The sequence below is a fragment of the Pseudomonas sp. 1 R 17 genome (genome assembly GCF_900067035.1).
GTDB classification, from domain to species: Bacteria; Pseudomonadota; Gammaproteobacteria; order Pseudomonadales; family Pseudomonadaceae; genus Aquipseudomonas; species Aquipseudomonas marginalis.
On sequence record NZ_FKLB01000032.1, the window covers coordinates 62097 to 74574 of the forward strand.

Here is a 12478-nt window from a genome sequence, read left to right on the forward strand (position 1 = left end):
CCAATTCCCGGTCCTGCCTGCCTACCCCTTGAATATTGGTTTCAACGGTAGGAATCCCTGCTTGGGACTGCCTGAATCGGCACGCCACAACAGGATATTTCCGGAACGTCGAACGAATTATCACCACTGATATGACACCTGCCGTAAGAGGGGGTGTGTCCCTGTGAAACACACTCGAACGAGGCAGGTCATTCATGCTGAAAAACTAATAGAGAGCACTATGTCGACACTGATAAATGGATCAATGGCGCTGAGATTCCAACCATTCAACCCCTCCGCATGGGCATCCCCATCCGGAAGCGGTCAAAACCACCAGAACCACGCAAACACTGGCTGGAACCGCCCGCAACCTTCGCGCCCGCAAAACAACTGGCAAACGGCGCAGAATGACTGGCAACACCCATCGCACAACCATGACAACCGCCCGCAGTCCACACGCCCGCAAAACGCCTGGCGGCCGGCGCAGAACGACTGGCAACGCCCACCGCACAACCATGACAACCGCCCACAGTCCACACACTCGCAAAACGCCTGGCAGCCGGCGCAGAACGACTGGCAACGCCCGCGGCCCACTGACCGCCTTCCACTACCTGGGGGTACGCGCCCAAACCAGGAGCAATGTTCCGTCAGGCCACCTCAATGGGCACGTTCCGACCAGACGGACAGCACTTCTAGCTTTAATCCATATGGACCAAGGACAAGGCAATAAGCATTGAGGCGAATGATGGCCTGAACACAAGCGGAAGGCCGGGTATTCAATACCCAGCCTTTCGCCTGAAACAGCTAAACCCTCACGCTCAGCCGTCGATAGTGAACGCAGGCCTGGGCTCCCCCCTACACCAGGGTCGTCAACGCCTCGCGACTGAACGGCAGAATGTCGCCTTCACGACCTTCACGCACCTTCACGGCCCAATCCGGATCCACCAGCAGCGCACGGCCAACAGCGACCAGGTCGAACTCGTCGTTGTTCAAGCGCTCCAGCAGCTTTTCCAGACTGGCCGGTTGGGCAACCTTGTCGGTGTTGACCATGAACTGCAGGAATTCGCCATCCAGGCCGACACTGCCCACGGTGATCGTCGGTTTGCCCGTGAGTTGGCGGGTCCAGCCGGCGAGGTTGAGGTCGGAACCTTCGAACTCCGGCTCCCAGAAACGACGGGTGGAGCAGTGGAAAATATCCACACCGGCATCAGACAACGGCTTGAGGAATTCACCCAAGGCCTCGGGGGTTTGCACCAGGCGTGCGGTGTAGTCCTGCTGCTTCCACTGGGAGAAACGCAAGATGATCGGGAAGTCCGGGCCGACGGCGGCGCGGGTGGCCTGGATCAACTCGATGGCAAAGCGCGAACGGTTGGCCAGGCTGCCGCCGTATTCGTCGGTGCGCTGGTTGCTGCCTTCCCAGAAGAACTGGTCGACCAGATAGCCGTGGGCGCCATGGATTTCCACGCCGTCCATGCCGATGCCCTGGGCATCCTTGGCGGCTTGGGCGAACGCGGCAATGACATCCTTGATGTCCTGGGTGGTCATGCCGTGGACGACCACGTTGCCATCCTTGAGTTTTTCCATCGGGCCGTAGGCCGGCACACTGGCGTCAGGCTCGGTACCGATGCGGCGCACACTGCCCACGTGCCAGAGCTGCGGGACAATCTTGCCACCTTCGGCGTGCACGGCATCGACGACCTTCTTCCAGCCGGCCAGCGCCGCCTCGCCGTAGAAATGCGGGACATTCGGGTAGCCATTGGAGGCTGGGTGACCAACCACGGTGCCTTCGGTAATGATCAGGCCCACGCCGGCAGCGGCACGGCGGCGGTAGTACTCGATGACCTTGGAATCAGGCACGCCACCTGGGGAAAACGAACGGGTCATCGGCGCCATGACCACACGGGTCGACAGCTGCAGTGCACCGAGCTGGAACGGTTTGAACAAGGCTTGGACAGGCATGGGAGCACTCCGCGGAAGACGAGGTTTATGATGCGGATAATATGAGGAGTGCAGCGTGCCGAATAGCACTATTGATTTGGGTGATTAAGGGGTATGAAAGCAGCGGCCAGCTGCAAGCTTAAAGCTGCAAGAGCCGCGCATGTGCTTCTACTTGCAGCTTCAAGCTTACAACTTGAAGCTGCACCGACAGGTGCTCAATTCAGGGCTTTTTCGATAGCCTGCACGACCGTTGGATCATCCGGTGCGGTGCGCGGCGAGAAACGCGCGAGGACCCGGCCATCCTTGCCCAGCAGGAATTTCTCGAAATTCCAGGTGATATCCCCTGGAAACTCGGCGCCCTCGCCCGCCAGCAAACGGTACAGCTGGTGACGCTCAGGGCCGTTCACATCGAGCTTGCTGCCCAGGGGGAAGGTCACGCCGTAGTTCAGGCTACAGAACTCGCGGATTTCTTCCTCGGTACCCGGTTCCTGGCCTGCAAACTGGTTGCACGGCAGGCCAAGCACGGTAAATCCCTGGTCCTTGTACTGCTGATAAAGGTTTTCCAGCGCAGCGTATTGCGGGGTCAGGCCACACTTGGAGGCTACGTTGACCACCAGCACAACGTGCCCCTTGAAGGGCGCCAGCGGCAGCTCTTGTCCGTCCAAAGCTTTGAGTTTCAGGTCGTGGAAAGCACTCATGACGAACTCCAGATTTCCCATGTTCTTAGCAAAGCAGCGCTTCGAGATTACAACCCGCAAGCCTGCAATCATAGACGCCGATTGCAAAACTTGCCTGCGGATTACTGAGCGGTCGGCCACGGCAGAATAGGAATCGCCGTCACCGCGTTCTGCGGGCTGCCTTCGATCAAGCGGTCACTGTAGACCAGGTACACCAGGGTATTGCGCTTCTTGTCGAGGAAACGCACCACCTGCATGGTCTTGAACACCAGCGAGGTGCGCTCCTTGAACACTTCGTCGCCGTCCTTGAGCTCGCCCTTGAAGCGAATCGGGCCGACCTGACGGCAGGCGATCGAGGCTTCGGCACGGTCTTCGGCCAAGCCCAGGCCACCTTTCACGCCGCCGGTCTTGGCGCGTGACAAATAGCAGGTCACGCCGTCGACCTTGGGGTCATCGAACGCTTCGACCACAATCCGGTCGTTGGGGCCGACGAACTTGAACACCGTCGACACCTGGCCAACTTCTTCGGCCGAAGCCAGCAGCGGCAGGGCCAGCAGCAGGCCGAGCAATCCCTTCATCACGCGCATCGTGTATTCCCTTTGTTTAGACCAGAATCAGGTTATCGCGGTGAACCAGTTCCGGTTCCGCCATGTAACCCAAGAGTCCGACAATCGCGTCAGACGATTGTCCAATGATTTTCTGCGCTTCCAGGGCGCTGTAGTTGGCCAGGCCACGGGCGATCTCACGACCGTCGGGCGCCACGCACACCACCATCTCGCCACGGCGGAAGCTGCCCTGCACCAACTTGACGCCCACCGGCAGCAGGCTCTTGTGGCCCTGAGACAACGCCGACACCGCACCATCGTCGAGCACCAGGGTGCCGCGGGTTTGCAGGTGCCCGGCCAGCCATTGCTTGCGCGCCGCCAGCATGCCGCGTTCGGGCGACAGCAACGTACCGATGCGCTCACCCGCCTTGAGGCGATCCAGCACACGCTCCAGGCGCCCACCGACGATGATGGTGTGGGCCCCGGAACGTGCTGCCAGGCGTGCTGCGCGCAACTTGGTCTGCATGCCGCCACGCCCCAGGGCGCCGCCGACGCTGCCGGCCACGGCGTCGAGCGCCGGGTCATCGGCGCGCGCTTCGTAGATCAGTTGGGCATCGGGGTTGTGGCGCGGGTCGGCGTCGAACATGCCGTCGCGGTCGGTGAGGATCACCAGCAGGTCGGCCTCCACCAGGTTGGCCACCAGCGCGGCCAGGGTGTCGTTATCACCGAAACGGATCTCGTCGGTGACCACGGTGTCGTTCTCGTTGATCACCGGGATGACCTTAAGCTCCACCAACGCACGCAAGGTGCTGCGGGCGTTGAGGTAACGCTTGCGGTCGGACAGGTCATCGTGGGTCAGCAGGATCTGCGCCGTGTGGCGGCCATGCTCGGCAAAGCTGGATTCCCAGGCTTGCACCAGGCCCATCTGGCCGATGGCGGCGGCGGCTTGCAGTTCGTGCATCGCGCTGGGTCGCGCGGTCCAGCCGAGGCGGCTCATCCCGGCGGCAACCGCCCCGGACGACACCAGCACCAACTCGACACCCGCCTCATGCAAGGCCACCATCTGCTCGACCCAGACGCTCATGGCTGCACGATCCAGGCCTTTGCCATCTGCCGTCAGCAGCGCACTTCCGATCTTTACGACCCAGCGCTGCGCACCTGTCACTTTGCTCCGCATCATCTTCAACCTTAGATAGAGGGCCGCGCGACCCAGCGCTGGCCATAACGTTATACCCGGATACCAAAACGCCGCTCCAGGGAGCGGCGTTCGAGTTTATCGCAACCTATCAGTCGCGCACGTAAATGATTTCCGGACCGTCTTCATCATCCACGTCTTCTTCGTCCCAATCATCGTCGCCGATATCATGGACCGACTTCACGCCGCTGCGACGCAAGGCACGCTGGTCGTCCAGGGCCTGCAACTGGGCACGGGCCTCGTCTTCGATCTGCTGATCGAGTTCGGCGAGTTCGGCCTTGAATACCGGGTCGGCCGCCAGACGGTCGGCACGGTCTTCCAGGTAGCGCATGATGTCGCGGGTCAGGCGCTCGGTGCCTTCTTTGGCGATCGCCGAGATCACGTAGACCGGACCTGTCCATTCCAGGCGATCGACGATTTCCTTGACGCGCTCCTCGTGCTCTTCCTCGAGGATCTGGTCGCACTTGTTCAGCACCAACCAGCGATCACGCTCGGCCAGGGCCGGGCTGAACTTGGTCAGTTCGCTGACGATCACTTCGGCGGCGTCCGGTGCACTGGTGTCATCCAATGGCGCCATGTCGACGAGGTGCAGCAGCAAACGGGTGCGGGACAAATGCTTGAGGAAGCGAATCCCCAGGCCAGCACCGTCGGAAGCCCCTTCGATCAGGCCGGGAATGTCGGCGATCACGAAGCTTTTCCAGCGGTCGACGCTGACCACGCCCAGGTTTGGCACCAGGGTGGTGAACGGGTAGTCGGCGACTTTCGGCTTGGCGGCCGACACCGAGCGGATGAAGGTACTTTTGCCGGCGTTCGGCAGGCCCAGCAGGCCCACGTCAGCCAGTACTTTCATTTCCAGCTTCAGGTCGCGCTGCTCGCCCGGCTTGCCCGGCGTGGTCTGGCGCGGTGCACGGTTGGTACTGGACTTGAATCGGGTGTTACCCAGACCGTGCCAGCCGCCCTGTACAACCATCAGTTTCTGGCCGGCCTTGGTCAGGTCGCCAATCACTTCCTGGGTCGCGGAGTCGATGATCGTGGTGCCGACCGGTACACGCAGTACCAGGTCTTCGCCTTTTTTACCGGTGCAGTCGGTGCTGCCGCCGTTGGAGCCACGCTCGGCATCGAAGTGCCGGGTGTAACGGTAGTCGACCAGGGTGTTGAGGTTTTCGTCGGCCATCATGTAGATGGAACCGCCGTCACCGCCGTCACCGCCGTTAGGGCCACCGTTTTCGATGAATTTTTCGCGACGGAAACTCATGCAACCGTTACCGCCGTCGCCTGCTTTTACTCGGATGGAAACTTCATCAACGAACTTCATAACAAAACGCCTCTCGCCGCATGGACGAGCTTAAGAAACCAAGACATAAGACTCTTGCAAAAATGAGCGCAGGGACCTCAATCAACAGCCGCAAATCCAGCTGCTTGAGCCCATTACAAACAGCTTTGCAAGAGACTCACTCCACAAACGAAAAAGCCCCGTCGCAAGACAGGGCTTTTCCAGCGATCGCGCAATTAAGCGGCGACAACGCTCACGTAACGGCGGTTGAACGCGCCTTTTACTTCAAACTTGATCACGCCTTCGATTTTCGCGAAGAGGGTGTGATCTTTACCCATGCCAACACCGTAACCGGCGTGGAATTGGGTGCCGCGCTGACGCACGATGATGTTGCCCGGAATGATTTTCTGGCCGCCATACATCTTAACGCCAAGGCGTTTGGCTTCTGAGTCGCGACCGTTACGGGTACTACCACCAGCTTTTTTGTGTGCCATGAGTCAATTCTCCTAGTGAGGAATTAGGCTGAAATTAAGCCTGAATACCGGTGATTTTGATCTCGGTGTACCACTGGCGGTGGCCCATACGCTTCATGTGGTGCTTACGACGACGGAACTTGATGATGCGGACTTTATCGTGACGACCTTGGGAGATCACTTCAGCCACAACGGTAGCGCCAGCAACAACTGGAGCGCCGATGTTCACGTCATCGCCATTGGCGACCAACAGAACGCGATCAAAGGTAACGGATTCGCCGGTAGCGATTTCCAGTTTTTCGATCTTCAGGTATTCACCTGGGGCGACCTTGTATTGCTTGCCACCAGTAACAATTACTGCGTACGACATGGTATTTCTCCGATAATCCTGCTCACCCAGCGCTTTATAAGAAGAGGTATTGGCTGGCATGGCTGCATGGGATGGACGTCCCGAATGCAATTGCGTAAGGCAGGTGCTGCCCAGGAAGTTCAGGGTGCGCGATTGTACGCAAGGTAAATGGGTGTTGCAAGTGGCCGTCTATCGCGCCTTGACACTACGGGGTCAGGGTCCTAGCATGCCGCGCAACCCTTCTGGAGCGACTGTCGCTGATGCAACCCCAAGCTTTCTACCGCGCGGTCGCGGACGATTTTAGCGCCGTCGACGGCATCATCAAGCAGCAGCTGACGTCTAAAGTGCCGCTGGTCTCCAAAATTGGCGACTATATTACGTCGGCGGGCGGTAAACGCCTGCGTCCTTTATTAGTGCTGCTGTGTGGCAAGGCCCTGGGCCGCGAAGGCGATGACCTGCGCCTGCTGGCCGCCACCATCGAGTTCCTGCACACCGCGACCCTGCTGCATGACGACGTGGTCGACATGTCCGGCATGCGCCGTGGCCGCGAGACCGCCAATGCGATGTGGGGCAATGCCCCGAGCGTGCTGGTGGGCGACTTCCTGTACTCGCGCTCGTTCGAAATGATGGTCGAGCTGGGCTCGATGCCGGTGATGAAGATTCTTTCCCAGGCCACGCGCATCATCGCTGAAGGCGAAGTGCTGCAGCTGTCCAAGGTTCGCGACGCCAGCACCACCGAAGAAACCTATATGGAAGTGATTCGCGGCAAGACCGCGATGCTCTTCGAAGCCTCCACACACAGTGCCGCCGCGCTCTGTGGCGCGACCGCCGAGCAGGCCGAAGCCCTGCGTACCTTTGGCGACCATCTGGGCGTGGCATTCCAGCTGGTGGACGACCTGCTCGACTACCGTGGCGATGCAGAGACCTTGGGCAAGAACGTCGGCGACGACCTGGCCGAAGGCAAACCGACCTTGCCGCTGATCTACACCATGCGCGAAGGCACGCCGGAACAGGCGGCCCTGGTGCGCAAGGCGATCCAGAAAGGCGGGATAGAAGACCTGGAGGCCATCCGCGCTGCCGTGGAAGCTTCCGGCTCCCTGGAGTACACCGCGCAACTGGCGCGTGACTACGTGGCCCGTGCGATCAAGTGCCTGCAAGCCCTTCCGGCCAGCGAGTACCGGGATGCCCTGGTTGAGCTGAGTGAGTTTGCGGTCGCCCGTACTCACTAAGCCATACCTACAATGTGGGAGGGGGCTTGCTCCCGATCGCGGTGGATCAGCCAGTCGATATATCGGCTGGAACACCGTCATCGGGGCAAGCCCCCTCCCACATTTGGATTTCATACAGCCTGCAACATCACAAAACCCTATATAATGTGCGACTTTTAGTCATCCCTGAATCTCAAGGAGCTTTAGTGAGCACGTTGCCACCCTGCCCGAAATGCAATTCCGAATACACCTATGAAGACGGCGCCCAGCTGATCTGCCCGGAATGCGCCCATGAGTGGTCCGCCAATGGCGAGGCCGAAGCAGCCGGCGATGAAACCGTGAAGAAAGACTCTGTGGGCAACGTCCTGCAGGACGGCGACACCATCACCGTGATCAAAGACCTCAAGGTCAAGGGCACGTCCCTGGTCGTGAAGGTCGGCACCAAGGTCAAGAACATCCGCCTGTGCGACGGCGACCACGATATCGATTGCAAGATCGACGGCATCGGCCCGATGAAACTCAAGTCCGAGTTCGTGCGCAAAGTCTGAACCTGCTGCATCCATCCCGCGCCCGCGCGGGATGGCGTTTTGCCCTCCCTGTTGACCCCTCGCAATATCCACACAGAAAAACCAGGAAACTGCCAATAGGCACTTGCTATTCTACGAATAAGAATTATTCTCATTGAAACCCATCAAGGAGATGTACCCATGACTTATTTGATAGATGCCTGGCTCGACCGCCCACACCCTTACCTGCGCATCCTTCATCGGGAAACCGGCGAAGTCTGTGCGGTGCTGGAAGAAGAAGCGCTGAATGAATTGCAGGATCAGGGTGACCTGGACGTCAACGGCCTGAGTTCGAGTGAACCAGGAGTGCTCAAGGAAGTGGTGCGTAATCTGTTTCTGTTCTGCTATGCCCGAGCGTTGCGCCCGGCGACGGAGCTCAATGGCAAGTTCCATCCATGAGCACACCGGCAAAACACTGTGGGAACGAACGGCCCCGTTCCCACAGGTAACCAGCAGGTCTTACAGAACGTCGAGCAGTTCGACGTCGAATACCAGCACGCTGTGCGGCGGAATGCTGCCAACGCCTTGAGCGCCGTAAGCCAATTCGCTCGGCACGTACAGGCGCCATTTGCTGCCGGCATTCATCAGTTGCAGGGCTTCGGTCCAGCCGGCGATCACGCCGCCTACCGGGAATTCTGCAGGCTGGCCACGCTCGTAGGAGCTGTCGAACACCGTGCCGTCGATCAAGGTGCCCTGGTAGTGAGTACGAACCTGGTCTTCACGGGTCGGCTTGGCGCCGTCACCGGCGGTCAGCACTTCAAATTGCAGGCCGGAAGCCAGGGTGGTGATGCCATCACGCTTGGCGTTTTCAGCCAGGAACGCCAGGCCAGCGCCTGCGGCGGCTTCAGCCTTGGCAGCAGCCTCGGCTTGCATGATTTCGCGGATGACCTTGAAGCTGGCGGCCATTTGCTCCTGGTCAACACGGCTTGGTTTGCCGGCGAATGCATCGGTCAGGCCAGCCAGGATCGCGTCCAGGCTCACACCCGGTGGTGGGTTGTCGCGCAGTTGGTCGCCCAACTGACGGCCGATACCGTAGCTGACGCGGGTTTCGTCGGTGGACAGATTAACTTCGGACATGAAGAGGCTCCGCTGTAGGGCAGCACTGGAAACAGTGATGTGCGCGCCGCCCTGAACTAAAAGGGCCAGCAGACTAGCACACAAGACCCGCTCGTGATGAGCCCTGCACGGCAGAGCGGCACCGGGATCGCGACGCTTCGTCGCACGCACGATAAAAGCGCTTCAGATTCAAACCCTTTCGCCGATACAGGCCTACACACCTTGGCTGGCTCAAACAACAACACCGTCCAGCAGACAAAAAATCACCTTCGCGGAGCATTCGATGAACAGCTGGTTCGGTAACATCAGCGTCAACCTCAAACTGGGCCTGGGCTTTGGCCTGGTACTGGTCCTCACCTCAATCCTGGCCTTCACCGGCTGGACCAGCCTCGGCAGCCTGATCGACCGTAGTAACTGGATGAGCGATATCACCCAGCTCAACGCGTCGCTGACCAAACTGCGCATCGTGCGCCTGCAATACATGCTCGCTAACGGCGACGAAGCCGTGGCGCAGAACGTGCAGACCAGCCTGGACACCTTCGCTGCCCAGCAACAGAAACTCCTGGACAGCTTCAAGAGCCCGGAAAACGTCAAGCTGCTCAACGAGCAGAAAGCCATCATCACGGCTTATCAGCAATCCCTGAACAAAATGCGTGAGGCTTACCGTAACGGCAACGCTGCTCGCCAGGTCATGGGGGACAAGGCCGATATCGCCAACGCCCAGATCGATGCGCTGGACACCAGCGTGCAGCAGATGCCCGACAGCCCGGAGCGCTTCACTCAGTTCCAGGCGGTGACCAACGCCAAGCAAGCGTTCCAGTTAGCCCGCTACGAAGTGCGTGGCTACACCAATAACGTCAACCCGGACACCGAAGCCCGCGCTGCGGCACAAATCGAGAAAGCCATCGGCGGCTTGAAAGGCCTCAGTGTCGCATTCGGCGCCAGCCAGCAAAGCGCGCTGAGCGCCCTGGAAACCGCCCTGGGCGCCTATCGCACAGCCGTTCAAAACTACAAGACGGCCAACGCCAACATCGTGGCTGCCCGTGCCGAAATGACCACCCAAGGCGCCGACATCGTCACCATCAGCGACAAGCTCTACGACATCCAGCTGGATCGTCGCGACGCCGAAAGTGCCCAGGCCCGTAGCCTGCAGTTGATCAGCACGCTGCTGGCGCTGCTGGTGGGTATCATCGCGGCACTGGTGATCACCCGCCAGATCACCCGTCCACTGCAGGAAACCCTGGCCGTGGTTGAGCGCATCGCCTCCGGCGACCTGAGCCACAATATCCAGGTCACCCGTCGCGATGAGCTGGGCGTACTGCAACAAGGCATCCAGCGCATGGGCACCACCTTGCGTGAACTGATCAGCGGGATTCGCGACGGCGTGACCCAGATCGCCAGCGCCGCCGAAGAACTGTCGGCCGTCACCGAGCAGACCAGCGCCGGTGTGAACAGCCAGAAGATCGAGACCGATCAGGTCGCCACGGCAATGCACGAAATGACCGCCACCGTGCAGGAAGTCGCACGCAACGCCGAGCAAGCTTCTCTGGCCGCCGCCGACGCTGACGGCCAGGCCCGCGCAGGCGATAAAGTGGTGGCCGAGGCCATCGCCCAGATCGAACGCCTGGCCGCCGAAGTGGAACGTTCCACCGATGCCATGGCGCACCTGCAACAAGAGAGCAACAAGATCGGCAGCGTGATGGACGTGATCAAGGCTGTGGCCGAACAGACCAACTTGCTGGCCCTCAACGCAGCGATCGAAGCGGCGCGTGCCGGTGAAGCCGGTCGCGGCTTTGCCGTGGTCGCCGACGAAGTGCGCGGCCTGGCCCAGCGCACGCAGAAATCCACCGAGGAAATCGAAGGCCTGGTCGCCGGTTTGCAGAACGGCACCCAGCAAGTCGCCAACGTGATGAACAACAGCCGCAGCCTCACCGACAGCAGTGTCGAACTGACGCGCAAGGCCGGTGTGTCACTGGAAAACATTACCCGCACGGTGTCGAACATCCAGTCGATGAACCAGCAGATCGCCGCCGCTGCCGAACAACAAAGCGCCGTGGCCGAAGAGATCAGCCGCAGCATCGTGAATGTGCGTGACGTGTCCGAGCAGACCGCCACCGCGAGCGATGAGACGGCAAAATCGAGCGTGGAACTGGCACGTTTGGGTAGCCAGTTGCAGCAGATGGTCAGTCACTTCCGGGTTTAAGAAACCAAAAAGCCGCTTCGGTATTACCCGAAGCGGCTCCACTTCTCAGACGTTAGCGGTCATCGAAGCTGTCCCGCAGGAACTTCCATACGTGATAAGCACGTAGGCAGTTCACTACGAGGTTCCATGTACGTCGTGCAAACTTAGACATACTCAGCCCTCCGTAAGTTGGGCCTTACCTCCAGCACACTTACCGGAACATGTGGGCCTTAGGATGCTGGTCATAGCTTCCGATGAGGCGGCCGGGCTTTGGTTCCTCCCGCATAAATCCGGCACGGATTACTAGCCCGTGGCGTTCGGTCCATAATTCCGCGCGCATACCCAGCCACCTACAAACGACATACTTGGAACGGGGGTGATACTAACCAACATCTTCATCGAAGGTGTGACGGGCGATGAGAAAACCCTCCGCAGAGCTCCGCTAATTTATTGCCAATTCTTGCCACCGTTTTTTTTAAACATTCAGTGAAATGCGTGAAAATCGTCGGCCTTGGCCAGTCCTTGCGGGGCGCGACAATCGGCAGTAGTATTCTTCTCGCTGGTCATAGCTTCCGCTGAATATGCAACCCCAGCTACTAACCGGGATTGCAATAAAAAACCGCCCTACTAAGGCGGTTTTTTATTGTCTGCGATTTGCCTCTCAGCCCTCACCTTCCTCAACAAACACCACCCGATTCCCAAACGGATCCTTGATGCTCATCTCCCGCGATCCCCAAGGCGTTTCCTCAACCCCAGGCTTGGCGTAACGGTAATCCTTGCCTGCCAACTGCTGCTGGTACGTGTCCACCCCTTGCGCCTGAATCCGCACCGCCGCGCCCGGCGAAGCATCGCCATGATGTTCGGACAGGTGCAGCACACAATCGCCCAGCGACACTTGCAGATAGAGTGGATAATTCGCCTCAAAGCGATGCTGCCAATCGACCGTGAACCCCAGGAAGTCGACGTAGAACTCCAAGGCCTTGGCCTCATCGAAAATCCGCAGGATGGGGGTGACTTTTCCTAAGTGCATGGCAATC

General features: G+C 59.6%; 12 protein-coding genes and 2 pseudogenes. 5 read left to right on the forward strand and 9 right to left on the reverse strand.

The genetic code is table 11. The features are described from left to right. Window positions 1-834: 834 nt before the first annotated feature. The 7 genes from BFP99_RS10375 to rplU all read right to left on the reverse strand — a co-directional run bounded on the left by BFP99_RS10375 (window position 835) and on the right by rplU (window position 6450). Complete coding sequence (locus tag BFP99_RS10375; protein ID WP_065925973.1) at window positions 835-1938, reverse strand: NADH:flavin oxidoreductase; 1104 nt, start codon at window positions 1936-1938, stop codon at window positions 835-837. A 194-nt stretch (window positions 1939-2132) separates the two neighbouring features. Beyond that, window positions 2133-2615 carry a glutathione peroxidase gene (locus tag BFP99_RS10380; RefSeq protein ID WP_065925972.1) on the reverse strand — a complete coding sequence of 161 codons (483 nt, stop codon included), beginning with the start codon at window positions 2613-2615 and terminating at the stop codon, window positions 2133-2135. A 101-nt stretch (window positions 2616-2716) separates the two neighbouring features. Next, complete coding sequence (locus BFP99_RS10385) at window positions 2717-3181, reverse strand: CreA family protein (protein ID WP_027607650.1); 465 nt, start codon at window positions 3179-3181, stop codon at window positions 2717-2719. A 16-nt stretch (window positions 3182-3197) separates the two neighbouring features. Then, window positions 3198-4316 carry a glutamate 5-kinase gene (proB, locus tag BFP99_RS10390; RefSeq protein WP_065925971.1) on the reverse strand — a complete coding sequence of 373 codons (1119 nt, stop codon included), beginning with the start codon at window positions 4314-4316 and terminating at the stop codon, window positions 3198-3200. 109 nt (window positions 4317-4425) lie between these two features. Continuing rightward, window positions 4426-5649, reverse strand: coding sequence for an Obg family GTPase CgtA (gene cgtA / locus BFP99_RS10395; RefSeq protein ID WP_015885843.1), 1224 nt, complete (start codon window positions 5647-5649; stop codon window positions 4426-4428). A 194-nt stretch (window positions 5650-5843) separates the two neighbouring features. Further along, window positions 5844-6101, reverse strand: a complete 258-nt coding sequence (gene rpmA / locus BFP99_RS10400; protein WP_003176049.1) for a 50S ribosomal protein L27 — start codon at window positions 6099-6101, stop codon at window positions 5844-5846. Between the two features lie 34 nt (window positions 6102-6135). Further along, window positions 6136-6450, reverse strand: coding sequence for a 50S ribosomal protein L21 (gene rplU / locus BFP99_RS10405; protein WP_003176051.1), 315 nt, complete (start codon window positions 6448-6450; stop codon window positions 6136-6138). 239 nt (window positions 6451-6689) lie between these two features. Here rplU and BFP99_RS10410 point away from each other — a divergent pair, with 239 nt between their 5' ends. The 3 genes from BFP99_RS10410 to BFP99_RS10420 all read left to right on the forward strand — a co-directional run bounded on the left by BFP99_RS10410 (window position 6690) and on the right by BFP99_RS10420 (window position 8602). Next, on the forward strand, window positions 6690-7658 hold the full coding sequence (locus tag BFP99_RS10410; protein WP_065947210.1) for a polyprenyl synthetase family protein: 969 nt from the start codon (window positions 6690-6692) through the stop codon (window positions 7656-7658). A gap of 185 nt (window positions 7659-7843) precedes the next feature. Beyond that, window positions 7844-8185: a zinc ribbon domain-containing protein YjdM gene (locus BFP99_RS10415; RefSeq protein ID WP_017254008.1), complete on the forward strand. Its 342-nt coding sequence runs from the start codon at window positions 7844-7846 to the stop codon at window positions 8183-8185. A 159-nt stretch (window positions 8186-8344) separates the two neighbouring features. Further along, window positions 8345-8602: a PA4570 family protein gene (locus tag BFP99_RS10420; protein ID WP_003194088.1), complete on the forward strand. Its 258-nt coding sequence runs from the start codon at window positions 8345-8347 to the stop codon at window positions 8600-8602. 60 nt (window positions 8603-8662) lie between these two features. Here BFP99_RS10420 and BFP99_RS10425 read toward each other — a convergent pair whose 3' ends face one another. Beyond that, window positions 8663-9280 carry an FKBP-type peptidyl-prolyl cis-trans isomerase gene (locus BFP99_RS10425; protein WP_065947211.1) on the reverse strand — a complete coding sequence of 206 codons (618 nt, stop codon included), beginning with the start codon at window positions 9278-9280 and terminating at the stop codon, window positions 8663-8665. Window positions 9281-9542: 262 nt separating this feature from the next. Here BFP99_RS10425 and BFP99_RS34055 point away from each other — a divergent pair. Continuing rightward, window positions 9543-10559 (forward strand): annotated as a pseudogene (locus BFP99_RS34055) (methyl-accepting chemotaxis protein); the annotation flags it as partial. Between the two features lie 309 nt (window positions 10560-10868). Continuing rightward, a pseudogene (locus BFP99_RS34060) lies at window positions 10869-11462 on the forward strand (methyl-accepting chemotaxis protein); the annotation flags it as partial. Window positions 11463-12102: 640 nt separating this feature from the next. Here BFP99_RS34060 and BFP99_RS10435 read toward each other — a convergent pair. Continuing rightward, on the reverse strand, window positions 12103-12471 hold the full coding sequence (locus tag BFP99_RS10435) for a glyoxalase superfamily protein (protein ID WP_065947213.1): 369 nt from the start codon (window positions 12469-12471) through the stop codon (window positions 12103-12105). Window positions 12472-12478 lie beyond the last annotated feature (7 nt).

Excerpts from the sequence above, each read along its gene's own strand:
- BFP99_RS10420 (WP_003194088.1), top strand. The coding sequence starts at position 8,345 with ATGACTTATTTGATAGATGCCTGGCTCGACCGCCCACACCCTTACCTG.
- BFP99_RS10425 (WP_065947211.1), bottom strand. The coding sequence starts at position 9,280 with ATGTCCGAAGTTAATCTGTCCACCGACGAAACCCGCGTCAGCTACGGT.
- BFP99_RS10385 (WP_027607650.1), bottom strand. The coding sequence starts at position 3,181 with ATGCGCGTGATGAAGGGATTGCTCGGCCTGCTGCTGGCCCTGCCGCTG.
- BFP99_RS10435 (WP_065947213.1), bottom strand. The coding sequence starts at position 12,471 with ATGCACTTAGGAAAAGTCACCCCCATCCTGCGGATTTTCGATGAGGCC.
- proB (WP_065925971.1), bottom strand. The coding sequence starts at position 4,316 with ATGCGGAGCAAAGTGACAGGTGCGCAGCGCTGGGTCGTAAAGATCGGA.
- BFP99_RS10410 (WP_065947210.1), top strand. The coding sequence starts at position 6,690 with ATGCAACCCCAAGCTTTCTACCGCGCGGTCGCGGACGATTTTAGCGCC.
- BFP99_RS10380 (WP_065925972.1), bottom strand. The coding sequence starts at position 2,615 with ATGAGTGCTTTCCACGACCTGAAACTCAAAGCTTTGGACGGACAAGAG.
- rplU (WP_003176051.1), bottom strand. The coding sequence starts at position 6,450 with ATGTCGTACGCAGTAATTGTTACTGGTGGCAAGCAATACAAGGTCGCC.
- cgtA (WP_015885843.1), bottom strand. The coding sequence starts at position 5,649 with ATGAAGTTCGTTGATGAAGTTTCCATCCGAGTAAAAGCAGGCGACGGC.
- BFP99_RS10375 (WP_065925973.1), bottom strand. The coding sequence starts at position 1,938 with ATGCCTGTCCAAGCCTTGTTCAAACCGTTCCAGCTCGGTGCACTGCAG.
- rpmA (WP_003176049.1), bottom strand. The coding sequence starts at position 6,101 with ATGGCACACAAAAAAGCTGGTGGTAGTACCCGTAACGGTCGCGACTCA.